The sequence below is a fragment of the Rhodococcus sp. RD6.2 genome (assembly GCF_001040705.1).
Taxonomy (GTDB): domain Bacteria; phylum Actinomycetota; class Actinomycetes; order Mycobacteriales; family Mycobacteriaceae; genus Rhodococcus_G.
Genome location: NZ_CVQP01000011.1, coordinates 176,015 through 199,357, shown reverse-complemented (window position 1 = coordinate 199,357; position 23,343 = coordinate 176,015). Strand labels below are relative to the sequence as shown.

At 69.8% G+C, this 23,343-nt stretch carries 24 protein-coding genes; 7 read left to right on the top strand and 17 right to left on the bottom strand.

Features of this window, described 5'->3' with window-relative positions; translation table 11 throughout:
• Positions 1–20: 20 nt before the first annotated feature.
• Both tsf and rpsB read right to left on the bottom strand, forming a co-directional pair.
• A complete protein-coding gene (tsf, locus tag RHCRD62_RS23345) occupies positions 21–845 on the bottom strand; it encodes a translation elongation factor Ts (RefSeq protein WP_050067142.1) in 825 nt (274 codons plus the stop codon).
• Between the two features lie 92 nt (positions 846–937).
• Entirely contained in the window at positions 938–1,777 is an 840-nt protein-coding gene (gene rpsB / locus RHCRD62_RS23340) for a 30S ribosomal protein S2 (RefSeq protein ID WP_050067141.1), read from the bottom strand.
• A gap of 286 nt (positions 1,778–2,063) precedes the next feature.
• On the opposite strand from rpsB, the gene RHCRD62_RS23335 reads away from it, so the two are divergent.
• The gene (locus RHCRD62_RS23335; RefSeq protein WP_050067140.1) at positions 2,064–2,546 is read left to right on the top strand and encodes a M23 family metallopeptidase; all 483 of its coding nucleotides are present in this window, start codon (positions 2,064–2,066) and stop codon (positions 2,544–2,546) included.
• Between the two features lie 10 nt (positions 2,547–2,556).
• On the opposite strand, the gene RHCRD62_RS23330 is transcribed toward RHCRD62_RS23335, so the two are convergent.
• Entirely contained in the window at positions 2,557–3,516 is a 960-nt protein-coding gene (locus RHCRD62_RS23330) for a tyrosine recombinase XerC (protein WP_050067139.1), read from the bottom strand.
• 85 nt (positions 3,517–3,601) lie between these two features.
• Here RHCRD62_RS23330 and RHCRD62_RS23325 point away from each other — a divergent pair, with 85 nt between their 5' ends.
• Positions 3,602–4,825: a multidrug effflux MFS transporter gene (locus RHCRD62_RS23325; protein WP_050067138.1), complete on the top strand. Its 1,224-nt coding sequence runs from the start codon at positions 3,602–3,604 to the stop codon at positions 4,823–4,825.
• Between the two features lie 5 nt (positions 4,826–4,830).
• Here RHCRD62_RS23325 and RHCRD62_RS23320 read toward each other — a convergent pair whose 3' ends face one another.
• Entirely contained in the window at positions 4,831–5,607 is a 777-nt protein-coding gene (locus RHCRD62_RS23320; RefSeq protein ID WP_050067137.1) for a siderophore-interacting protein, read from the bottom strand.
• 181 nt (positions 5,608–5,788) lie between these two features.
• Between RHCRD62_RS23320 and RHCRD62_RS23315 the strand changes: the two genes are divergently transcribed.
• Positions 5,789–6,367, top strand: coding sequence for a hypothetical protein (locus tag RHCRD62_RS23315; RefSeq protein WP_050067136.1), 579 nt, complete (start codon positions 5,789–5,791; stop codon positions 6,365–6,367).
• On the opposite strand, the gene RHCRD62_RS23310 is transcribed toward RHCRD62_RS23315, so the two are convergent.
• The 6 genes from RHCRD62_RS23310 to RHCRD62_RS23285 all read right to left on the bottom strand — a co-directional run bounded on the left by RHCRD62_RS23310 (position 6,364) and on the right by RHCRD62_RS23285 (position 13,265).
• The gene (locus RHCRD62_RS23310; RefSeq protein WP_050067135.1) at positions 6,364–6,891 is read right to left on the bottom strand and encodes an EVE domain-containing protein; all 528 of its coding nucleotides are present in this window, start codon (positions 6,889–6,891) and stop codon (positions 6,364–6,366) included. The genes RHCRD62_RS23315 and RHCRD62_RS23310 overlap by 4 nt on opposite strands.
• Before the next feature lie 43 nt (positions 6,892–6,934).
• Positions 6,935–8,053: a DNA-processing protein DprA gene (dprA, locus tag RHCRD62_RS23305; RefSeq protein ID WP_050067246.1), complete on the bottom strand. Its 1,119-nt coding sequence runs from the start codon at positions 8,051–8,053 to the stop codon at positions 6,935–6,937.
• A complete protein-coding gene (locus RHCRD62_RS23300; RefSeq protein ID WP_050067134.1) occupies positions 8,050–9,558 on the bottom strand; it encodes a YifB family Mg chelatase-like AAA ATPase in 1,509 nt (502 codons plus the stop codon). Before RHCRD62_RS23300 ends, dprA begins: the two co-directional genes overlap by 4 nt.
• Positions 9,558–9,914, bottom strand: coding sequence for a YraN family protein (locus RHCRD62_RS23295; RefSeq protein WP_050067133.1), 357 nt, complete (start codon positions 9,912–9,914; stop codon positions 9,558–9,560). Before RHCRD62_RS23295 ends, RHCRD62_RS23300 begins: the two co-directional genes overlap by 1 nt.
• A 115-nt stretch (positions 9,915–10,029) precedes the next feature.
• Entirely contained in the window at positions 10,030–12,498 is a 2,469-nt protein-coding gene (locus tag RHCRD62_RS23290; RefSeq protein ID WP_050067132.1) for an ABC transporter permease, read from the bottom strand.
• Between the two features lie 2 nt (positions 12,499–12,500).
• Complete coding sequence (locus tag RHCRD62_RS23285; protein ID WP_050067131.1) at positions 12,501–13,265, bottom strand: ABC transporter ATP-binding protein; 765 nt, start codon at positions 13,263–13,265, stop codon at positions 12,501–12,503.
• Between the two features lie 111 nt (positions 13,266–13,376).
• Between RHCRD62_RS23285 and RHCRD62_RS23280 the strand changes: the two genes are divergently transcribed.
• From RHCRD62_RS23280 to RHCRD62_RS23265, 4 genes are read left to right on the top strand one after another with little or no spacing between them, the layout of a single operon-like run.
• Positions 13,377–14,624 carry a sensor histidine kinase gene (locus tag RHCRD62_RS23280; protein WP_050067245.1) on the top strand — a complete coding sequence of 416 codons (1,248 nt, stop codon included), beginning with the start codon at positions 13,377–13,379 and terminating at the stop codon, positions 14,622–14,624.
• Positions 14,615–15,253: a LuxR C-terminal-related transcriptional regulator gene (locus RHCRD62_RS23275; RefSeq protein ID WP_050067130.1), complete on the top strand. Its 639-nt coding sequence runs from the start codon at positions 14,615–14,617 to the stop codon at positions 15,251–15,253. Before RHCRD62_RS23280 ends, RHCRD62_RS23275 begins: the two co-directional genes overlap by 10 nt.
• Before the next feature lie 48 nt (positions 15,254–15,301).
• A complete protein-coding gene (locus tag RHCRD62_RS23270) occupies positions 15,302–16,051 on the top strand; it encodes a DUF2786 domain-containing protein (RefSeq protein ID WP_050067129.1) in 750 nt (249 codons plus the stop codon).
• Entirely contained in the window at positions 16,048–16,560 is a 513-nt protein-coding gene (locus RHCRD62_RS23265) for a TIGR04338 family metallohydrolase (protein ID WP_050067128.1), read from the top strand. Before RHCRD62_RS23270 ends, RHCRD62_RS23265 begins: the two co-directional genes overlap by 4 nt.
• A 9-nt stretch (positions 16,561–16,569) precedes the next feature.
• Here the strand turns inward: RHCRD62_RS23265 and RHCRD62_RS23260 are convergent, their stop codons facing one another.
• From RHCRD62_RS23260 to RHCRD62_RS23230, 7 genes are all read right to left on the bottom strand, one after another.
• Positions 16,570–16,893, bottom strand: coding sequence for a DUF2469 domain-containing protein (locus RHCRD62_RS23260; protein ID WP_007536792.1), 324 nt, complete (start codon positions 16,891–16,893; stop codon positions 16,570–16,572).
• A gap of 64 nt (positions 16,894–16,957) precedes the next feature.
• The gene (locus tag RHCRD62_RS23255) at positions 16,958–17,650 is read right to left on the bottom strand and encodes a ribonuclease HII (protein ID WP_050067127.1); all 693 of its coding nucleotides are present in this window, start codon (positions 17,648–17,650) and stop codon (positions 16,958–16,960) included.
• 48 nt (positions 17,651–17,698) lie between these two features.
• On the bottom strand, positions 17,699–18,484 hold the full coding sequence (lepB, locus tag RHCRD62_RS23250; protein WP_050067126.1) for a signal peptidase I: 786 nt from the start codon (positions 18,482–18,484) through the stop codon (positions 17,699–17,701).
• 107 nt (positions 18,485–18,591) lie between these two features.
• Positions 18,592–18,933, bottom strand: coding sequence for a 50S ribosomal protein L19 (gene rplS / locus RHCRD62_RS23245; RefSeq protein ID WP_050067125.1), 342 nt, complete (start codon positions 18,931–18,933; stop codon positions 18,592–18,594).
• A gap of 153 nt (positions 18,934–19,086) precedes the next feature.
• On the bottom strand, positions 19,087–19,920 hold the full coding sequence (locus tag RHCRD62_RS23240; RefSeq protein ID WP_050067124.1) for a hypothetical protein: 834 nt from the start codon (positions 19,918–19,920) through the stop codon (positions 19,087–19,089).
• Positions 19,920–20,843, bottom strand: coding sequence for a formylglycine-generating enzyme family protein (locus RHCRD62_RS23235; RefSeq protein WP_050067244.1), 924 nt, complete (start codon positions 20,841–20,843; stop codon positions 19,920–19,922). Before RHCRD62_RS23235 ends, RHCRD62_RS23240 begins: the two co-directional genes overlap by 1 nt.
• Before the next feature lie 86 nt (positions 20,844–20,929).
• Positions 20,930–23,317, bottom strand: a complete 2,388-nt coding sequence (locus tag RHCRD62_RS23230; RefSeq protein WP_050067123.1) for a Tex family protein — start codon at positions 23,315–23,317, stop codon at positions 20,930–20,932.
• Positions 23,318–23,343 lie beyond the last annotated feature (26 nt).

The window sequence follows — 23,343 nt, the reverse complement described above, 5'->3', positions numbered from 1 at the left end:
TCCGTGAAGCGTGAGGCGACTTAGTTGGCGCCGACCTCGAAGCGAGCGAAACGAACCAGGGTGACCCCGGCCTCGTCCAGCAGCGCCTTGACGGTCTTCTTGCTGTCGGTGACCGAGGACTGCTCGGTCAGGACGACGTCCTTGAAGAAGCCGTTGACGCGACCCTCGACGATCTTCGGGAGAGCAGCCTCGGGCTTGCCCTCCTCCTTCGCGGTCTGCTCGGCGATGCGACGCTCGTTCTCGACGATGTCCGCGGGGACCTCGTCGCGAGTCAGGTACTTCGCCTTGAGAGCGGCGACCTGCATGGCGGCAGCGCGAGCGGCCTCGGCAGCCGCGTCACCCTCACCGGTGTACTCGATCAGGACGCCGACGGCCGGCGGCAGATCCGAGGCACGCTTGTGCAGGTAGGTCGCGACCGGGCCGTCGAACGAGACGACGCGACGCAGCTCGAGCTTCTCGCCGATCTTGGCGGACAGCTCCTGAACCAGGGCGTCAACGGTCTTGCCGTCGACGTCGACGGCCTTGAGCGCGTCCAGGTCGGCCGGCTTCGCGACGGCGGCAGCGGCGATGATCGTGTCGGCGAGCGCCTGGAACTCGGCGTTCTTCGCGACGAAGTCGGTCTCGGCGTTGAGCTCGATCATGACGCCGTCCTTGGCGATGACCAGGCCCTCGGCGGTGGAACGCTCGGCGCGCTTGCCGACGTCCTTGGCGCCCTTGATGCGCAGCAGCTCGACGGCCTTGTCGAAGTCGCCGTCGGTCTCGGTCAGCGCGTTCTTGCAGTCCATCATTCCGGAGCCGGTGAGCTCGCGGAGCCGCTTCACGTCAGCGGCGGTGTAGTTCGCCATCGGGGACGAGCCTCCTCGAAAAAGTTCGGGTGGTGGAAAAGTCGAACGGCTCCGACCCGTCGCGTACTGCTGTCGGGTCGGAGCCGGTGAGACTAGGCCTGCGGTGCGTCGGCCTCGGTCGCGGGTGCAGCCTCGGCGGCGGGAGCCTCGGCAGCCGGTGCAGCCTGCGAGAGCAGTTCCTGCTCCCACTCGGCGAGCGGCTCGGCGCCGGCCTCGGGCTTGCTGTCGTCGGCGGAGCCGCGGCCGGCGCGGGCCTGCAGGCCCTCGGCGACGGCGGAGGCGACGACCTTCGTCAGCAGTGCAGCGGACCGGATGGCGTCGTCGTTGCCCGGGATCGGGTAGTCGACGAGGTCGGGGTCGCAGTTGGTGTCCAGGATCGCGATGACCGGGATGTTCAGCTTGCGCGCCTCGGAGACCGCCAGGTGCTCCTTGTTGGTGTCGACGACCCAGATGGCCGACGGAACCTTGGCCATGTCCCGGATGCCGCCGAGGGTGCGATCCAGCTTGGTCATCTCACGCGTGAGCATGAGGATTTCCTTCTTGGTGCGACCCTCGAAGCCACCGGTCTGCTCCATGGACTCGAGTTCCTTGAGGCGCAGCAGACGCTTGTGGACGGTCGTGAAGTTGGTGAGCATGCCGCCGAGCCAACGCTGGTTGACGTAGGGCATGCCGACGCGAGTGGACTCCTCGGCGATGGACTCCTGCGCCTGCTTCTTGGTGCCGACGAACAGGATGGTGCCACCGTGCGCGACAGTCTCCTTGACGAACTCGTACGCCTTGTCGATGTACGTCAGGGTCTGCTGCAGGTCGATGATGTAGATGCCGTTGCGGTCCGTGAGGATGAATCGCTTCATCTTCGGGTTCCAGCGACGGGTCTGGTGCCCGAAGTGGGTACCACTGTCGAGCATCTGCTTCATGGTTACGACAGCCATGGCTGTTGTACCTCTTTCAATTGCCGGTTGTCGCAGGAGTCGGTGACTCCTGCCCTGGCGCCCGACAGCACTCGGACCTGCACGGATGCGGGACCAGCCGAGAGCTGTTTTCATGCGCGGGCGCGCGAAGTCGGACTGCGCGAACACAGACCGCCCAACGAGTGTACTGCCCGCAGGGGCCGCGAACCCAATCGCCTCGTCCGCCCTGTGCACGAGCCGAGTCGATGATCCACAACCGGGGCAGTGGGGGTTCCGGAAGGACAGGCCGTCACCGACGGTTGATCCCATGCGAACGATCTCGGCTGTCGTGCTGTGCGCACTGCTCCTCGTCGCCGGCCCGCCCGCATCCTCGGCGCCCGGATTCGTCTGGCCGCTGCGCCCCCGGCCTCACGTACTGAGCTCGTTCGATCCACCCGCACGCGACTGGCTGTCCGGGCATCGCGGGGTCGACCTCGCGGGCACACCCGGCCAACCCGTCCTCGCAGCAGGAGACGGGGTCGTTGCGTTCGCGGGCGTCGTCGCGGACAAGCCGGTGGTGTCGATCGACCACCCAGGTGGCCTGCGCACCACGTACGAACCGGTGACGGCCCGCGTGCGCATCGGCCAACGCGTCTCGGCGGGCTTCGAAGTCGGGACGCTGGTCGCGGGCCACCCCGGCTGTTCCGGCGCGTGTCTGCACTGGGGTGTGCGGCGCGGCCGCGATGAATACCTGGACCCGCTGGCGCTTGTCCGGGCGACGCCGGTCCGACTCAAGCCGCTGCACGGCTGACGTGCGGAGGTCAGGCGCGCGGGTGAGCCTGATCGTGCACGGCGCGCAGACGCGCGACGGAGACGTGGGTGTAGAGCTGCGTCGTCGCGAGGCTGTTGTGGCCGAGCAGCTCCTGCACGACCCTCAGGTCCGCACCGCCCTCGAGCAGGTGTGTCGCCGCCGAATGACGCAGTCCGTGCGGACCGAGACTCGGCGCACCGGGTACCGCGTCGAGAACCTCGTGGACAACGGTGCGCGCCTGCCGCTGGTCGAGGCGGCCCCCACGCTTGCCGAGCAGCAGCGCCCGGCCGGACTTCGGCGAGGCGAGCGCCGGCCTGCCCACCTCGAGCCACGCATCCAGAGCCTCCGCCGCAGGTGCGCCGAACGGGACCGATCGCTGCTTGTCGCCCTTGCCGACGACGCGGACGACGCGGCGCTCGTGGTCGACGTCGTCGAGGTCGAGGCCGCACAGTTCCCCGACACGAATCCCGCTCGCATAGAGCAGCTCGACCACGAGCCGGTCCCGGACGGCCACCGGATCGAGTTGTGCCGCACCGGATTCCGCGGCGCGCATCGCCTCCTCGGCCTGCCCCTGCCGCAGAACCGCAGGCAGGGTCCGGTGCGTCTTCGGGGACGCGAGCCGCACCCCTGGGTCCCGGGGGATCCGGCGGGTGCGGGTCAGCCACGCGGTGAAGGTCCGGGCCGCCGCCGTGCGCCGCGCGAGGGTCGTCCGCGCGACTCCCCCGGCGGCCTGAGCGGAGAGCCACGCACGCAGGGTCGCGAGATCGACATCTTCGAGCCGGACATCGGGATCGACGGCAGCGATGTGCGTGAGAAGCGACCGCACGTCACCGAGATACGCCCGGACCGTGTGCTCGGACCTGCCCCGTTCGAGACGTAGGTGATCGGCATACGCGTCGAGTAACTCGACCAGTCGGGGCGGCAGCGGGTCGGCTACGTCACCGGACCGAGGCTGCTCTGCAGAGGGCATGTGTCGAACATTCGCCGGGGCTGCGGAATAAATCAAGCATCCGCGCCGCTGGCTCTCCGATGTGACCCGCGCGATTTCGATTCCCATGTTGTTGGCACTCGCACTGCTGTCCGCGATCGCGCCACTGGCCACCGACATGTACCTCCCCGGACTCCCCGCCCTCGCCGACGACCTAGGGACCTCGACGTCCGCGATCCAGCTGACGTTGACCACGTTCATGGCGGGACTCGGCATCGGGCAGTTGATCGTCGGTCCGCTCTCCGACGGGTGGGGTCGGCGCAGGCTTCTCCTCTCGGGCACCGCGGTGTTCGCGGTGAGTGGCCTCCTGTGCGCGCTCGCACCCACGGTGGAACTGCTGATCGCCGCGCGCCTGCTGCAGGGACTCAGCGGAGGCGCCGCGATCGTGCTGGCCCGCGCCGTGATCGCCGACCGCGCTTCCGGCGACCAAGCCGCGAAGCTGTTCTCGATCCTGATGATCATCGGAAGCGTGGCGCCCGTCCTCGCACCGGTCCTCGGCGGCGCCCTCCTCGACCCCATCGGCTGGCGCGGCATCTTCTGGGTCCTCACCGGCACCGGGATCCTGATGGTCGTCGCCGTACTCACGGTGATTCCCGAAACCCTCGAGCCCGCGCGCAGACACGGCGGAGGCCTGGCCGCACATGCCCACAACATGCGCTACGTGCTCGGCAATCGCCGGTACGTCGGGTACGCGTTGACGTTCGTCTTCGGTTTCGGCGCGCTGTTCTCGTACATCGCGGCGTCGCCCTTCGTCGTCCAGGACGTTCTCGGGCTGACAGCGGGCCAGTTCTCGATCGTGTTCGGGGTGAACTCGCTCGGACTGATGGCGGCCAGCATCGTCAACACCCGTCTGCTCGGACGCTTCCACGCCCGGCAGATGCTGCGGTTCGGGGTCCTGTTGCTGCTCGCGGCCGGAGCGGCGTTGACCGCCGAGTCCACGGTGGGATCCGCCGATCGCGCGGTCGTTCTGCCACTGCTCTTCCTGATTCCCGTCGCGATCGGCTTCACGATGGGCAATGCGACGGCCCTCGCCCAGTCCGAGGTCCGGAAGGCGGCCGGCACCGGTTCCGCGGTGATGGGCGCGGGCCAGTTCGGCCTGGGCGCCCTGGTCTCCCCTCTTGCCGGCGGCTCTGCAGCCGGAATGGCGATCAGCATCCTCATATGCGGATCGGTCGCCGTTCTCGCGCTGTTCGCACTGGCCCGCCCCTCTCGCGACCCTGCCGCCACCGGCGATCCGGAGGCGGCAGGTGTGGCGTCAGAACGGGTGGCGTCGGAACAGTCCTCGGCGTAGTCGATTCAGCGGGCCGCGTCGGCGGCTGCGAAGTCGGACTTCCACTCCCGGAAGCCCTCCTCGGTCCGACCCCTCCGCCAGTACCCCGAGATCGATGCGAAGGCTGCGGCCACGCCGCGTTCCCTACGGATGTAGGGGCGTAAGCCGTGCATGACGGCCTGCGCCTCGCCGTGGATGAAGACGTGCGGCTGCCCGGACCACCACTGCGCCTCCCTGACCGCGGAGACCAACGGCGCGTTGTCGCCGGCACGGTCGTCACCGACCTCGCCGGCACCGCCGCCCCGGTGGATCCACGTGATCGTCGCGTCCGCCTCGGTGCGCAGGTCAACCTCGTCGTCGGGCCCGGCGACCTCGACGAACACCTGTGCTCGGGCACCGACGGGCAACGCTTCGAGGGCCGCCGCGATGGCGGGGATTGCCGACTCGTCACCTGCAAGGAGGTGCCAGTCCGCGTCCGCTCTCGGGCTGTACGCGCCGCCCGGACCGCGAAGTCGCAGCTCGTCGCCCGGTGTCGCTGACGCCGCCCAGCGCCCGGCAACACCTTCGTCGCCGTGGACCACGAAATCGACTGCGATCTCCCGATTCTCCGGATCCACCCTTCGAACCGTGTACGTCCGAAGCAACGGCTCGTCGTCGGTGCCGAAGTCGAGCTTGACGTACGCGTCGGTGAAGACGTTCGGCGTGAAGTCGTCGAATCCGGGTCCACCGAGGTGCACGCGAACCAGATGCGGCGAGAGCTGCTCGGTGCGCTGCACCGTCAGTGCGACGGTCGGTCGCGCCATACTGAACCTCCGTTAATTAGGGTTACCTAAACTGTACGCGAGCAGGTGATCGTGCGCGGTGCCGAGAACCGGTCTCGGGCGTGAGGTGACGACTGACATACTCCTTCGGTCGTACCCGTGTTCCCGCTCGCCACCGAACTTCCCCGCAACCGAAACCCGCACCACCGAACCTCGGAGGATCATGAAGCTCGCCCGCCGTACCGTTCCCGCCGTCGTGCTCGCCGCAGCCGCGCTCGCCGCGGCTCTGACCGGATGTTCGTCCGAATCCGCGGACGCCGCCGCGAGCACCGAATGCGTGGACGCCACCCTGCCCAACGCGACGGCCGAGGAGATCGTCGACGTGCTGCGGCCCCAGCCTGCGGGCGAGGAGGACGAGACCTACCGCCAGCTGGTTGCCCAGTTCGACCAGAACCGGTCCGCCGAGATCGAGCGAGTGAAGTCGAGCAGCGTATTCACCGCCACCCCCGAAGGCGGCGATGCCGCATTCGCGGCAGCGGTCTGCGGCCAGGCGCGGTGGGACGCCGCCACGACCCCGGACGGTGTCGACGTCCCGAGCGTCCGTGGGCAGCGGGCAGCGATCGCCTCGGCCGGGCAGACGTTCTGCTACACGTTCGAGCAGCTGCGGCCGTCGGCCGAGTCGACCGGTGCGTGGTCGGACTGGCCGGGCTACGTGGAGATGATGACCCGCGGCGACGACTCCGCCGACGCGAAGCAGCTGTACTCCGCCGCCCTCGAGAACGTCTGCCCGCAGTTCGCCTAGCCATCCCACCCCACCCGCGCGAGTTCGGCGGCGCCGACCCGCGCCGCGACCAACTCGGTCAGCGCCGCCGTCTCGTCGTGGGTGAGATAGCCGGGATTCGGCATCCGCGGCGCCCGAATCTGCTCGCACCGCAGCAGTTCGGGTGCTGCCGTGACCTCCGCCCGCGGAACATACGTCGTCGGGGTCAACCGCACCGCCGTGAACTCGACGCCGAGGCAGGGCGCCGACATCTTCTCCCGATCCACCGCGTGCTCGGTGTCGAACCCGTCAGGCCAATCGAGCACCCCGTCGCTGGTGACCGTCCCGACTTCGTAGATGCCCGGGCTCTTCGGTCCGGTCACCCACAGCGCTATTCGGTCGCCCTTCCGGACCAGAGCCGGACGCGCCGAGCTTCGGCTCATGCTCCAGGTGCTCTCGCGCACCTGGGGATCCGATCCGGTTTCCGCGCGAGCGCCGAAGTAGTCCCACACCGACGGATTGCACTTGACGATCCAGCACCCGACATCGCTGCGTGAAAGTCCCATTGTCCCCTCCTGATCTACGTGCGGACACTTCTGTCGAGCGGCCTCAGCCACACCGAAACCACCCCGTCTCGTCCTGACCGACGAGCCCGTCCAATTCGAGGATCGGCAGGGCGCCGCGCACAGCGGCCATCGTCTGCCCGGACTGCTCCGACAACTCCCGAACACCGATCGCCCCGATCGCGGGTAGCGCCTCGTAGACCCGTGACTCCGTGACGGACAGCGCGTCGAGCCGCCGTTTCGGGCCGGACTCGTTCTCCCCCAACGTGATCGGACCCGCCGCTGCGATCACGTCCGCGGCCCGCGCCACCAATTGCGCGTCACCGTCCCGGATCATGCGATGACACCCGACCGACGCCGCGGACGTGACCGGCCCCGGCACCGCGAGCACCGGCCTACCCAGCCGCGCCCCCCACGCGGCCGTGTTCCTCGCTCCACTGCGCGCCCCCGCCTCCACGACCAGAACCGCGTCGGACAGTCCCGCGACCAGCCGATTCCGGGCCAGGAACCGGTGTCGCGCGGGAGTCACCCCGAGGGGATACTCGCTCACCACCAGGCCGTTCTCGGCGATCTCGCGGAGCATCCTGGCATGCCCCGCCGGATATGCACGATCCACACCGCAGGCGAGCACCGCGACGGTGGGCATGCCCGCGGCCAACGCCGCCCGATGTGCAACCCCGTCGATGCCGTATGCCGCACCCGAGACGACCGTCCATCCGGCCCCGCACAGGTCGTCGACGAACCGCGACGTCACGTGCTCGCCGTAACCGCTCGCGGCGCGGGTGCCGACGACGGCGACGGCGCGGTCGGTCAGCTCGGCCGCCGACGCGCTGCCGAGCGTCCACAGTGCCAGCGGGACCGCCGCCTCCCGGTCGCGGCGCGCGTCGATGCCCTCGAACGCCAACAGTTTCCACGCCGGCCACGCGTCGTCGTCGGGAGTGAGGAGCCGCCCGCCGAGCCGCTCGAGCCGCTCCAGGTCCCGTTCCGCGGTGTCGAGATTCCGTCGCGCTTCGGTACGAGTGCGCAGTACCTCTGGCAACTCTGCCTCCCGGACCGCGCGGGCAGCCTCCTCCGGTCCGACCGCCGCGACGAGCTCGATCAGCGGCGCGCACGGCCCGAGCGCCACCTCCGACAGGTACGCCCAGGCCAGCATCCGCGCGCTCATGCGCCCCACCGGTCCCGGAAGCCGAGAGCGAGGCCGACCTGATCCTCCCCTGGCGCGGGAAGCCCGGCGAGATCGGCGAGCGTCCACGCGACGCGGAGTGCACGATCCGCCCCGCGTGCGGTGATCTCCCCGGCCCGCAAGGCCCGTTCCATCCCGGCGAGGGCACCGCGTCCGAGTCGGAATCGTTGCCGCAGAGCCGGGCCCGGCACCTCGGCGTTGGTTCGCCACCCGAATTCGGACCAGCGGTCGACGGCGACGGCTCTGGCAGCTTCGACGCGTGCCCGCACCGCGGCGGTGCTCTCCGCCGCGTCCCCGTTGAGGGCGCCCGCGGACACCGCGAACATCTGCACGCGGAGGTCGACGCGGTCCATCAACGGACCTGACAGCTTGCCGAGGTAACGGCGGCGCGCGGCGGGCGCACAGACACAGTCCTCGGACCGCGGCGGCGCGCACGGGCACGGATTGGCGGCGAGGATCAGCTGGAATCGCGCCGGATACCGCGCGATGCCGTCACGCCGCGCAATCCGTACCTCACCGTCCTCGAGCGGGGTTCGCAACGCCTCCAACGACTTGACGCCCAACTCGGCGCACTCGTCCAGGAACAGGACACCACGGTGGGCCCGGCTCACCGCCCCGGGACGCGCCATTCCCGACCCACCTCCGACGAGCGCGCTGATCGAGCAGGTGTGGTGTGGCGCGACGAACGGCGGCTCCGTGATCAGCGGCTGATCGGCGGTCAGCAACCCGGCGACCGAATGGATCGCCGTCACCTCCAGGGACTCCTCTTCGCCCAGCGCGGGCAGGATCCCCGGAAGCCGTTGCGCCAGCATCGTCTTCCCGATCCCCGGCGGCCCCGTCAACATCAGGTGATGGGCCCCGGCCGCCGCGACCTCCAACGCGAGCCGCGCCTCGTCCTGGCCGGCGACCTCACTCAGGTCCGGCACCGCACGCGCACCGTCCCGATCCACCACGACCGGACGGGACAGCACCAACTCCCCGCGCAGCCACTCGACCACCTCACGCAAATCCCGCGCACCGAGCACGTCCATGCCCTCGACGAGTCCCGCCTCCGCGAGAGCGACGTGCGGCACCACCACCGTCGTCCACCCCGCGTGCTTCGCGGCGAGCACGGCAGGCAGGATGCCCCGCACGGTCCGCAACCGGCCGTCGAGCGCCAACTCACCCAGCAGCACGCTCTTGTCCAGATCGCCGACCGGAACGACACCGGCCGCCGCCAACACCGCACACGACAACGCCAAGTCGTAGGCACTGCCACCCTTCGGCAGCGTCGCAGGTGACAACGCCAGCGTGATCCGCGAATCCGGCCACTTCTCGCCGGTGTTCGTCACCGCCGCCCGCACCCGATCCCGGGACTCCTTGAGCGCACTGTCCGGCAACCCGACCAGATGCACCCCCGGCAACCCGCGACCCAGATCGGCCTCGATCTCGACGAGCTCCCCCTCGACACCCCGCACCGCGACCGAGTACGCCCGCCCCAGCGCCATCAGAACACCGCCTCGAGATGCGTCAACTCCGGCTGGCACCCCGGTGCCAGCACCACCGACACCACGTCGAACCGCACCCGCGGCCACCGACGCTCCTGCTCCCGCAGCCACAACGCCGCCAACCGCCGGATCCGGACCTGCTTGGCGTGCGTCACCGCCTCGGCCGGGGTGCCGTAGCCGCGACCGCTGCGGGTCTTGACCTCCACGAACACGACCGCATCGCCCACCTGGGCGATCACGTCCACCTCCCCGTACCGGCACCGCCAGTTGCGCGCCAGCACCACCAGACCCCGTGCCACCAGATGCTCGACGGCCAAGTCCTCGCCGAGCGCCCCCAACTCCAGATTTCGCGCCATACCCCCGACTCTGCACCCCGATGACATCGGAACCGTCTGGCGTACCAGGGTTTTCACCGGGTCCTGTGGATGAATTCCGGGCTGTGGACAAGTGCCTTGACTCCACGGGTCACAGTCAAGCCCGTCTCACCGCGACTCGGGTAGGAATGGTGATGGCGAGGACACCGAGGACGGCCGTCGCCGCGATGAACGCGCCGTACACGCTCGGGGAGATCGCCGGCACGGGTTGCCCGGAGATCCCCATGCTCACCCCGACCAGCGGTGGCAGCGCGATGAGGGTGCCGACCACCGACGCGATCAGGACGACGATCACCGATTCGGCGCGCATCATCGCCCGCACCTGCCGCCCGCTCGATCCGACCAGTCGCAGCAGGGTGAATTCGCGTCCCCGCTCGACGGTCGACATCACGAGGGTGTTCACGACGGCGACCGCGAGGTAGCCGAGGAGAACGGCGAGCGCGATCAGGCTGGTCCATGATTGCGCGTCCCGCTGCTCCTCACCGGCGGCGCCGAGTGCGGCGCGATCAGCGGCGTCGAGGCCGGCCGCGGTCAGCTCCTGCCGGACCTCGGACTGCCTGCCGGGTTCCGTGCGAACGAGGATCGAGTCGTCTAGCCCGGACGTGGTGTGAGCCCGGACGACGGCATTGGCCATCGTGACGTCGCCGAATCCGAGCCCGCGACCGTAGGTCGCGACCACCGTCGCGGCGACCGGAGTGCCGTCTCCGAGGTGCAGGTCGACGGTCTCGCTGACGCGGGCCCCGATCGTCTGGGCGGCATCGGTGCTCAGTGCCACGGTGTCCGGGGCGGCGAGCCCATCGAGGCTGCCGTCGATCACGGTCAGGTCCATGGTCTCCGCGGTCGTGGCGGGGTCGACGCCTTGCAGCGCGTATCGCTCGGTGGTCGCGCCGTCACCGGTCCCGTGGGGGATCAACACCTGGCTGCGGGTGATCGGGGTCGCGGCGGCCACGCCGGGCAACCCCGCGACCGCGGCACCGACATCGGGTGAGAGGCCCGATCCGGGTGCGGTGACGAGGAAGTCGGCGGTGACGCCCTCCCGCGACTGGTGTGTCGCCTCGGCCGCGACCGTGGTCTGCGCGAACACCTGAACGCACCCCAGTCCGATCGCGAGTGCCAGCGGGGTGATCGCCGATGCCAGCCTGCGGGCGTTGCTGTCGGTGTTCGCGGCCGCGAGGAACAGCGCGGGCCGACCCGACCAGCGCAACGGTCTGCCGATCACGGTCACCGCGACCGCGACCAGTCGCGGCCCCAGCAGTCCGACGGCGACCATCAGCAGCACAGCCGAACTCGCGGCGCCCGCGACGGCCGCCGGGCCGGGTACGACCGCCGGCAGCATCGACGTGCCGAGGCCGAGAGCGCCGAGGACGAGCCCGGTGATCACCCGACCGCGACCGAGCGTGGCGGGGGTGGCCGCCGCCTCCCGCAGCGAGTCCACCGGATCGAGCCGGGCGGGACGGCGCGCGGCGACGGCGGCCGCGACGCGGGCGGTCAGCACGCTCAGGACGATCGCGGCGACCGCAGGAAGCGGGCTGTACGCCAGGCCGAAGTCGGTGGGCAGCATCCCGACGGCGGCGAACCGGGACCGCAGCAGCCCGGCGAGCAGGTACCCGGGCACCGTGCCCAGGGCGGCCGCGACAGCGCCGACCAGCAGTACCTCGTGGCCGACGAGCCGGTGGATCTGCCGGGAGGTCGCGCCGATTCCGCGCAGCAGTGCGAATTCGCGTCGGCGCCCGGCGATCATCAGCGAAAGGGTGGTGGCCACGACGAACATCGCGATCATCACGGCGGTGCCCGCGAAGGAGGTTCCGATCATGACGAGTTCGCTGCGCGCGGCCCCGGAGTCGAGGAACTCCACGTCACCGCGGGCGGCGCCGGTGCGGACGTCGAGTTCGGGCGCGGCCCGGTGGATCTCGTCGACCAGATCGCCGACCGAGGTGCCTTCCGCGGCGGTGACGGCGACCGCGTCGACGGTGCCCGGGTGCGCGGACAGCTCCGCGGCGCGCGCGTCGGTGACGAAGACGTGCGCCGCGCGATCCGGGGTGTCGCCGCTGTGCGCGGAGGCGACGCCGACGACGGTGTAGTCGCCGCCGATGCCGCCGTGCGCCAGTGGGATCCGGTCCCCGACGCCGGCGGGCTGGTGGTCGTCGACGACCACCTCGTCGGGGCTCTCGGGCGGCCGGCCCTGACGGATGTCGTACGGGGTGATCGCCGCGGCGGACCAGCCGTGCGCCTGCACCGGACGTCCCGCCCACGAGAGCGGGACGGTCGTGTCGGGCACCGTCCGCCCGACACCGGGCAGCGCGGCGAGTTCGTCGACGACACCGGCGGGCAGAGTCACCCGTTCGGGCAACGCAGGATCGATGTCCTCCCGGATGTCGAGGCTCTGTGGTGCGCCGACGACCACATCGGCGCCGGTGTAGCGCTGCGGCGGCACGCCGCCGCGGATGCCGGACTCGATCAGCACCCCCAGTCCGGTGACGAGCATCGCGGCGCAGAGGACCGCGACGAACATGCCGACGAAGCCACCGCGGTGCTCGCGAACACCGGCCCGGGCGAGTGCCCTCATCGTCACCACTCCCCGAGGTGCGTCATGTGGTCGGCGACCTGCTGCGGCGTCGGCCGGTCCAGGTGACCGACGAAGGCACCGTCCGCAAGGAACACCACCCGGTCGGCGTGCGCGGCGGCGACCGGATCGTGGGTGACCATGACCACGGTCTGGTCGAGGTCCGTTGCGGTCCTTCGCAGCAGGTCGAGCACCTGGCGGCCGGTCCTCGAGTCGAGGGCTCCGGTCGGTTCGTCCGCGAAGACCGCGTCGGGCCGGGTGACGAGGGCGCGGGCGATCGCGACCCGCTGCTGCTGGCCGCCGGACATCTCCGCGGGCCTGCGCCCGCGGAGGTCGGTCAGGCCGACGGCATCCACCACGAAGGCCAACCAGGCGGGGTCGGCGGACCGGCCGGCGAGCAGCAGCGGCAGGGTGACGTTCTGCTCGACGGTCAGTGCGGGGAGCAGGTTGTAAGCCTGGAAGACGAAGCCGACGTGGTCGCGGCGGAACCGCGTGAGCGCCTTCGGCTTCAGCCGGGAGATGTCGGTGCCTCCGAGCCACACCGACCCGCTCGTGGGGCGGTCGAGGCCTGCCGCGCAGTGCAGGAAGGTGCTCTTCCCGGAGCCGGACGGCCCCATCACCGCGGTGAAGGAGCCCCGCGTCAGGTGCAGGTTCACACCGCGCAGGGCGGTGACGGCCGCCGCGCCGGAGCCGTACGTCTTGGTCACCGAGTCGAGCCGGAGTGCGGTACCGGGCGGGACCCGGACTTCGGTCACTGCTGATGTCTGCATGGCTGCCAACGCTATTGACGCCGATACGCGATTCCGATCCACCGAGGTACCCGATCGATGGTGTAGCTGGCTGTACCGACCGACCCGGTCCGATACGGCATGCTGGGATCCATGTCGACGATCGGGATCCTGCGCAGGTGGTGGCGGGCGACCCTTTTCCTGGTCGTCGAAGGGGTGGCCGGATTCGTCTCCCTGGCGCTGCTGCCCGTCGGCGTGCTGCTGGTCGTGTTCATCGTGATCGGTCCGGGATGGCTGGTCGCACCCCTTGCGGTGCGGATGCTGCGATGGTGGGCGGGGCTGGCGAGGACCCGCACCGGCCGGTTCCTCGGTGAGTCGGTGTCCCAGAGCTATCCGATGATCCCGGCGGACCCGACGTTCACCGACGCGCGGCGGCTGCTGACTGCATCGTCGACCCGGCGGGACGCCTGGTGGGTGCTGCTGCACGCGCTCCTCGCACCCATCGCGGGCGTCCTGGCGGTGGGTCTGCCACTCGCGGTGGTGAATTCGCTGCTCGTCCCGGCCTATTGGTCCGCAATGCCGCCCGGCGAACCGGTGAGCAACCCGTTCCCGGTGACCTCCTGGTGGACCGCCGCGGCGATGCCGGTGGTCGCCGCGCTCTATGCGACGCTGGCACTGTGGCTGGTCCCGGCGATGGCTCGCGGCGTGGCCGGGCTCGCCCGCAGGCTCCTGGCACCCGCCCGGGAAGCGGAGTTGGCGGCGCGGGTGAGCGCGCTGACCGAGAGCCGCGCCGCCGCGCTCGACGCCCACGCCGCAGAACTGCGGCGCATCGAACGGGATCTGCACGACGGCGCCCAGAACCGGCTCGTCGGCGTGGTGATGATGCTCGGGCTCGCCGAACGTTCCCTCACCACGAACCCCGATCAGGCGTTGCCGCAGTTGGCGCGGGCGCAGGAGGCCGCCGCCGATGCCCTCGCCAGCCTGCGGACCGTGGTGCACGACATCTATCCGCCGATCCTCGACGAACTGGGCCTCGACGGCGCGCTGTCGGCGCTGGCCGGACGGTGCGCGGTGCCATGCGTACTCGACGCCGACGGGCTCGCGCGCGTGCCGGCAGCAGTGGAGTCCGCGGCATACTTCGTGGTCGCGGAGGCGCTGACCAACGTGGTCAAGCACAGTGGCGCGGCGCGAGTCGCGGTCACCGCACGCACCGCGGTGGCGGGCGCCGGGCAGGTCCTCACGATCGAGGTCGTCGACGACGGCGACGGCGGCGCGCGGGAACGGGACGGCGGCGGACTTGTCGGCATCCGGCGACGGGCCCGGGCCTTCGAAGGAACTGTGAACCTGAACAGCCCGGTCGGTGGACCGACGACGTTGAGAGTGGAGTTGCCGTGCGGATAGCGATCGCGGAGGACGATGCACTGCTGCGGGAGGGCCTGGCCCTGTTGCTGCGCAGCGAAGGGTTCGACGTCGTTGCCGCGGTGGACAATCCCGACTCGTTCCTCGATGTTCTCGACTCGGTGGACGCGGCGGTGCTCGACGTCCGGATGCCACCGACGTTCACCAACGAGGGACTGCAGGCGGCGGCCGAGGCGCGGCGGCGCCGTCCGGGATTCCCGGTTCTGGTGCTCTCGGCGTACGTCGAGGACCGCTACGCCAGCGGACTGCTCGCCGACGGCGCGAGCGGTCTCGGGTATCTCCTCAAGGAACGCGTCGGCCGGGTGGCCGAGTTCACCGACGCGCTGCGCCGCGTCGCCGAAGGCGGGACGGTGATGGACCCCGAGGTGATCTCGCAGCTGATGAGCCGGCGCCGCGCCGACGACCCGATCCGGTCCCTCACTCCACGCGAGTCCGAGGTCCTGGGTCTGATGGCAGAAGGCCTGGACAACGCGTCGATCGCCGCGCGGCTGGTGGTCAGTGACACCGCGGTGAGCAAGCACATCGGCAACATTTTCGCCAAGCTGGGGCTGTCTGCGTCGGATGCGGGTCACCGGCGGGTGCTCGCGGTGCTCGCCTACCTTCGCGCCTGACGACAAGCGAGCCGTGGGCGGTCGGTGGGAGCCGCTACCCTGGGCCGGGTGAGTTCGGAGAAGATGCTGGTCCGGATCGGTGGGCTGCTCCGTCAGGCCGAGTCGACGGACAACCCGCACGAGGCCGAGGCGTTCATGGAGGCCGCGCAGCGCCTCGCCACCGTCACCGCGATCGATCTGGCGGTGGCTCGCGCCCACACCGCGACGCGGGAACGTCGTCAGACGCCGGTGCAGCGGGCCATCGCGATCGGCGAACCCGGTCGCAAGGGGCTGCGCACGTTTGTGCAGTTGTTCGTCGCGATTGCCGCTGCCAACGACGTGAAATGCGACGTCGCGAGCAATTCGACCCGCGTGTTCGCGTACGGGTTCGACTCCGACCTCGACACCTGCGAGGCGCTGTACTCGTCGCTGCTGATGCAGATGGTGCGGGCCTCGGACGCCTATCTACGCTCCGGCGCGCATCGTCCCGTCGCTGGGGTCACCGCTCGGCTCAACTTCCAGCTGGCGTTCGCTGCGCGGATCGGGCAGCGGCTCGCGGAGACGAAACGCGACGTCGAGGCGACCGCGGTCGGCGCCGACCCGGACGAGGCAACCGGAACGGCACTCGTGTTGCGTGACAAGCAGATCGAGCTCCGCGACTTCTACTCGCAGACGTCGCAGGCGCGGGGTACGTGGCGGGGCCCGCAGTCCGGTGTCGCACGGTCCGACAAGGCGCGGCGGGCAGGCGACCGAGCGGGACGCGACGCCCGGATCGGCAGATCGACCGAACTTCCCGGGGCCAGGAAGCGGCTCGCGTGACGGTCCGCGACACCCAGCGGTCCCTGGTGTACGACGCGGAGGCGCTGGTGCGACGCGTCTTCGACCGCGCCGACGCCGGCACCGGCCGCCAGGTCGAACTGTTCGGCTCCCGGCTCACGCTGCCGGTCGAACGCCGATTCGCGTCGGTCGACTCGGTGCAGAACTACTGCGACCGCGTCCTCGCCCTGAACTGGGTGCGAGCCAGCTGGGCTCGCTCCGCGACACCGATCACCGTCCGCTACCGCGCCGGGACCACCGCGGCGCACTACGAACCCGACACCGCCACCCTCGCCGTCCCGACGTCGGGCGCAGGTACCCGCTGGGCGCTGCGCGAACTGGTGATCCTGCACGAACTCGCGCACCACCTCGAACCGGACGGATCCGACGTGGCCCCACACGGACCGGAGTTCGTGGACCGCTACCTCGCACTGGTCGAGGGAGTCGTCGGCGACGAGGCGGCGTTCCTACTGCGCACGACCTTCGTCGACGGCGGCGTCCGGCTGGCCTAGGGCCCTGGATCAGCCCCCGAACGGGCCGTTCTCGGGCAGACGCAGATCGGACTTCTCGAGTTCCTCGATGTTCACGTCCTTGAACGTGATCACCCGGACGTGCTTGACGAACCGCGCGGGCCGGTACATGTCCCACACCCACGCGTCGGCCATGCGCACCTCGAAGTAGATCTCTCCGTCCGCGTTGTGTGGGACCAGTTCGACGGAGTTCGCGAGGTAGAAGCGGCGCTCGGTTTCCACGACGTACGCGAACTGGCCGACGATGTCCTTGTACTCACGGTAGAGCGAGAGCTCCATCTCCGTTTCGTACTTCTCGAGATCTTCGGCACTCATCGGTTGGGTCGTCCTCCTGCGTATCGCCTGCCCGGGAAACCCGGTGTCGGGTGTCGACGTCCCATCATCCCGCACCGACCGCCGCGGTGTACATCGCACCCGCCGCACCACCCATCGCGGACCGTACGTTCGCGTACGACATGCGGTGTTCGTGGCTCGGACCGAGCAGCCCGAGGGCCTCGGTGTGCGCTGCGGTGCTGTAGCCCTTGTGGCCGGCGAACCCGTATCCGGGGATGGCATCGTCCATCGCGACCATCGTCCGGTCGCGGGAGACCTTTGCCAGCACACTCGCCGCGGCGATACACGCCGCGGACGCGTCTCCGCCGATCACCGGCAGCGACGGCGCGGCGAGACCCGGCACCCGGAACCCGTCCGTCAGAACGTAACCCGGCGACAGGTGCAGCCCCGCCACCGCCCGTCGCATGCCCTCGATGTTCGCGACGTGCACGCCGAGCGAGTCGACCTCGGCTGCGGGGATCTCGATGATGCACCAGGCTGCCGCGAGCCGCTGGATCACCGGGAACAGTTCCTCACGCGTCCGCTCGGTCAGCTTCTTCGAGTCGTCCAGACCTTCGAGCGCTCGATGCGGCTTCGGCCCGAGCACGCACGCGGCGACGACCAGTGGGCCCGCGCACGCACCGCGACCCGCCTCGTCGACTCCGGCGACGGGACCGAGTCCCGTGCGGATGAGGGCGGATTCCATCGTCCGCAGACCGGAGGCTCTGCGGATCACGGTGCGGGGCGGCCACCTGGTCACGTCGGTCGATTCACTTCGCTTGCGTCACTTCTCCAGTATTGCGGCCGGTCAGTTGGACTGCGGATTGGGCGAGTCGATCATCCCCCACCGCGACGGCGGCAACACGATGGCGACGGCCTTGCCGATCACATTGTCGATCGGCACCGTTCCACCCAACTCGTCGGCGACGTGGTACCGGGAATCGGCCGAATTGCTCCGATTGTCACCCATCACCCACAGATTGCCTTCGGGAACGGTGTACGGGCCGAAGCAGCGGCCCGACCGGACGGGGGTATCGCACGTCTGGCGCCCGGGGACGAACGGGAAGTCGGTCACCACGTACGGCTCGTCGAGAGGCTTGCCGTCCACCAGAACCCGCCCCTGGTCGTCACAGCACTCGACGGTCTGGCCGCCCGTCGCGATGACCCGCTTGACGAGATCGTTCTCGTCCGGCGGCACCAGGCCGACCAGAGAACCGACCTCCTGGATCCCGCGAACCACGACATTCGACGACCGGGTCGAGGTCCACTGGGCGTTCCACGAATCCGGGCCCTTGAACACCACCACGTCACCCGGTTCCGGATCACCGAAGTGGTAGCCGATCTTCTCCACCAGGATCCGGTCGCCCGTGCAACCGGCGCATCCGTGCAGTGTCGGCTCCATCGACTCCGACGGGATCAGATACACCCGAGCGATGAACGTCTGCAGCACGAAGCTCAACAGCAGCGCCACACCGATCAGAATGGGGAGCTCCCGCCAGAAGGAGCGGGACTTCTTCTTCGGCCTCTCCGACGCACTGTCGGGGCCGTTCGCGCCAAAGTTGGGCGCCGTCGATTCCTGCGGGGTATCTGCCACCGAAACAGGTTAGCCCGGCCCAGAAATTCTGGGCCGGGCTAATCCGACTTACGCGAAAGCTCAGTGCGACACGGGCTGAAAGCTCAGCGCACAGGTGAGCCGAAAGCTCAGCGCTTTTCCTTGATCTTCGCGGCCTTGCCACGGAGGTCGCGCAGGTAGTACAGCTTGGCGCGACGCACGTCACCGCGGGTCAGCACCTCGAGCTGGGCGATGTTGGGGCTGTGCACCGGGAAGGTGCGCTCGACGCCGACGCCGAAGGACACCTTGCGGACCGTGAAGGTCTCGCGGATGCCGCCGCCCTGGCGCCGGATCACGACGCCCTTGAAGACCTGCACGCGCTCCTTGGAGCCCTCGATGACCTTGACGTGCACGTTGACGGTGTCGCCGGGGCGGAAGTCCGGGATGTCGTTACGGAGAGACTGGGCGTCCAGGAAGTCCAGTGTGTTCATTGATTCATCCTTGCGTTTCTTCGCATGAGCAGAGGACCCGAGCGGCACCGTTCTCACGGCACTCGGCTGGTTCGTACTCCGATTAAGGGGTGCGCCTGTGCAGGCAACCCCACAATTGTGCCAGACAGCAGGTACGACGGGAAATCGGGCGGGTCACCCGTGGTGGGTCGGCGCGGGCGCGGGCCGCACGGTGCGTTCCAGTTCGGCCTCGGTCGCCGTCACCGCGTGCTCGACGCTGGGCTTGCCCGCGACGAGGTCCTGGACGTAGATCTTCGCCCTGATCAGCGGCCTTCGATAGCGCTTCTCCCGCTCCACCGCACGGGCCATCCTCTTCGGCTTGTCCTGGTAACGCCAGCGCGCCCAGGGCGCCCCGGGCCTGCTCAACCGGATGGCCCCGACGAGGAGCATCGGCGAGATGAACAGGCCGAACAGTGCAGTCCAGATCTTCCCCTTCGCGATCACCACGCCGGCGATCGCGAGGCTGATCAGCGCCGACACGACCAGTGCCAGCCGCACCCACGGGTTCGGGTTGTCCCGGAAGTCGGAGGGATTGACGATCGAATCCGGCCGCGCGCCGAGCAGCAGCAACCCGGTGACGGCGACCGCGGCGAACACCGCATCGACGGACGCGCGGCCTTGCTCGGACCAGTACACGTCCTTGAGGTAGAAGATCAGGGCGAACTCGTCGAGCACGAGCGCGGCACCTATCCCGAACAGCGCGGCCAACACGGCTCCCGACACCTGGGTGCCGTCCTCGTAGATTGCGATCAGCGCGACGCCGGACACGAGCATCGCGACGACGCCGAAGACCACGTGGTGCACGTGCTGTCCGCCGGGCGTGATGTTGCCGGGCCACCATTTCACCTGCGCACGGATCATCCGCACGCTCAGCCGGATGAAGACGAATCCGCCGATGAATCCGAGCAGGAAGAACAGCAGCGGCAGCCGCCCGGTCTCCACGATCTGGTGCTCGAACCAGTGCCGCATCAGCGTGGTCCCGACGCCCTGGTAATGCAGCGGAACCCGATGTGGCAGGTCGCGGTCTCCTCGGTGTCACCCTGCCGCGCCGACGGCCGGTACCGCAGGCAGTAGTTCGGTGCGCACAGGTGCGAGCCGCCCTTGATCACCCGCCGCGGGTACGTCTCCCCGTCGCGCCGGACCGCCGCCTCGACCCTGGGGTTACGGGGAATGCAGCACGGACTCGCGGGGGCCACGTTCCGCCCCGACGCACTGTGGTCGGCGCTGTGGAAGTCCGTGGTCCACTGCCACACGTTGCCCGCCATGTCGAGCAGTCCGTAGCCGTTCGGCCGGAACGACCCGACCGGCGACGTCCCGGGAAACCCGTCCTCGGTGAGGTTCTGCCACGGGAACTCGCCCTGCCAGGTGTTGGCCTGGTGCCGACCGCCCGGCGCGAACTCGTCACCCCACACGTACGTAACGCGGTCGAGACCCCCACGGGCCGCGAACTCCCACTCGGCCTCGGTGGGCAACTCCTTGCCCGCCCACTGCGCATATGCGAGGGCGTCCCCATACGCGACGTGCGTGACCGGATGCCGTTCGCGCCCACCGACATTGCTGCTCGGCCCCTCCGGGTGCCGCCAGTTCGCACCCGGTACCCACGACCACCAGCGCCGGAAGTCGTCCAGCGGAACCGGTCCCGGAGGCGGCGTGAACACCAGCGAACCCGGGACCAGGTCGGCGGGATGGGCGTCGGGATAGTCGGCCGGATCGGGTGCGGTCTCCGCGACGGTGACGTGTCCGGTGTCCTTCACGAACCGTCGGAACTCCGCCACCGTCACCGGATGGGTGTCCATCCAGAAGCCGTCGACGTGCACCTGGTGCACCGGACGTTCCTCGGGGTAGAAGTCGTCCGAGCCCATCCAGAAGGTGCCACCGGGGATCCACGACATGTTCTTCGGATCGACCGCGTTTGCCACCGGCCCAGCATCCCACGCAGGGCGCCGCGTTTCTCACGGCGGCGCCCTGCGCGTGTTGGTCAGCTGCCGAAGCCCGCCTTGCGGAGTGCGTCGGCCATCGAACCCGACGCGGGCCGCTCGGCGCGGCCGCCCTGCTGCCTACCGCCGGACTGACGCTCACCGCCGCCGCCACGGTTACCTCCGCCGCCACGGTTGCCGCCGCCACGGTTGCCGCCGCCCTGACGGTCACCGCCCTGGCGCTCAGCGCCGCGCGGCCCCGACTGCTTCGGAGCACCGGGCTCGTCGTCGAGTCGCAGGCTCAGTCCGACGCGCTGCCTCGCGGTGTCGACCTCCATGACCTTGACCTTCACGACGTCGCCGGACTTGACGACCTCGCGGGGATCACGGACGAAGCTGTGCGACATCGCGGAGACGTGGACGAGACCGTCCTGGTGCACGCCGACGTCGACGAAGGCACCGAATGCCGCGACGTTGGTGACGACGCCCTCGAGAACCATGCCCGGTTGGAGGTCGGCGACCTTCTCCACGCCCGCCGCGAATGTGGCGGTCTTGAACTCCGGACGCGGGTCGCGGCCCGGCTTCTCGAGCTCGGCGATGATGTCGGTGACGGTCGGGACACCGAACCGGTCGTCGGCGAACTGCTGGGGGCGCAGAGACCGCAGCATCGTGGTGTTGCCGATGATCTCCTTCACTGTCGAACCCTGCGCGTCGACGATCCGCCGCACCACCGGGTACGCCTCGGGGTGCACCGCCGACGAGTCGAGCGGGTCGTCGCCGTCGGTGATCTTGAGGAAGCCGGCGCACTGCTCGAACGCCTTCGGACCGAGCCGGGCCACGTCCTTGAGTGCGGCGCGGGTGCGGAACGGGCCGTTGGCGTCGCGGTGCGCGACGATCGACTCGGCCAGCGAGCCCGCGATGCCCGACACCCGCGACAGCAGCGGCACCGACGCGGTGTTGACGTCGACACCGACGGCGTTCACCGCATCCTCGACGACCGCGTCGAGGGACCGCGCGAGCAGGGACTCGGAGACATCGTGCTGGTACTGGCCGACGCCGATGGACTTCGGGTCGATCTTCACCAGCTCGGCGAGCGGATCCTGCAGTCGGCGAGCGATGGAGACGGCGCCGCGGATCGAGACGTCGAGGTCGGGCAGCTCCTGCGACGCGTAGGCCGATGCCGAGTACACCGATGCGCCGGCCTCGGACACCATGACCTTCGTCAGCTTCGCGTCCGGGAACTTCGCGATCAGGTCGGCGGCGAGCGCGTCGGTTTCGCGGGACGCGGTGCCGTTGCCGATGGCGATCAGGTCGACGCGATGCTTCGCGGCGAGCCCGGCGAGGGTGGCGAGGGACTGGTCCCACTTGTTCGCCGGCTGATGCGGGTAGATGGTGGCGTGGTCGAGGACCTTGCCGGTCGCGTCGACGACGGCGACCTTGGTGCCGGTGCGGAACCCGGGGTCTAGGCCCATCGTGGTGCGGGTACCGGCGGGCGCCGCGAGGAGGAGGTCCTTGAGGTTCATGGCGAACACGTCGACGGCGTCCCGTTCCGCGGACTGACGCAACCGCATCCGGGTGTCGATCCCGAGGCTGATGGACAGCTTCGTCTTCCACGCCCAGCGGACCGTGTCGAGCAGCCAGCGGTCCGCGGGGCGGCCGCGGTCGGCGACACCGAAGCGGGCGGCGATGCGCCCCTCGTACACGGTGGGCACCCCCGGCTCCTGCGGCTCGGTGTCCGCGTCGAGGCTCAGCGAGAGCACCTCCTCCTTCTCACCGCGCATCAGCGCGAGGATCCGGTGTGACGGCAGCTTCTCGAACGGCTCGGAGAACTCGAAGTAGTCGGCGAACTTCGCGCCCTCGGTCTCCTTGCCCTTGCGGACCGAGGAGCTGACCTGTCCACGCCGCCACATGGTGTCGCGCAGTTCCCCGACGAGGTCGGCGTCCTCGGCGAACTGCTCGACCAGGATCGCGCGGGCACCGTCGAGCTGTTCGGCGGTGTACTGCGCGGGATCGACGGACGGATCGGTGAGGAGGGTGTCGGCGACGGGCTGATGGCCGTCCTCGCGCGCGATCTGGGCCTTGGTGCGTCGCTTCGGCTTGAAGGGCAGGTAGATGTCCTCGAGGCGGGCCTTGGTCTCGGCGAGGATCAACTGGTCCTCGAGCTCGTCGGTCAGCTTGTCCTGCGAGCGGATCGACTCGATGATCGCGGCACGCCGCTCGTCGAGTTCACGCAGGTAGCGCAGGCGTTCGTCCAGCTGCCGCAGCTGCACGTCGTCGAGGCCGCCGGTCACCTCCTTGCGGTACCGGGCGATGAACGGGACCGTCGCACCGCCGTCGAGGAGGTCGACCGCGGCGCGGACCTGCTCCTCCCGGACGTCGAGTTCCTCGGCGATGCGCTGGTTCACGGATTTCAGGGCAGAGGTCACGGCGATCGACCCTACAGCTAGCATTTCGGGTAGAAGAGAACGGACACGAG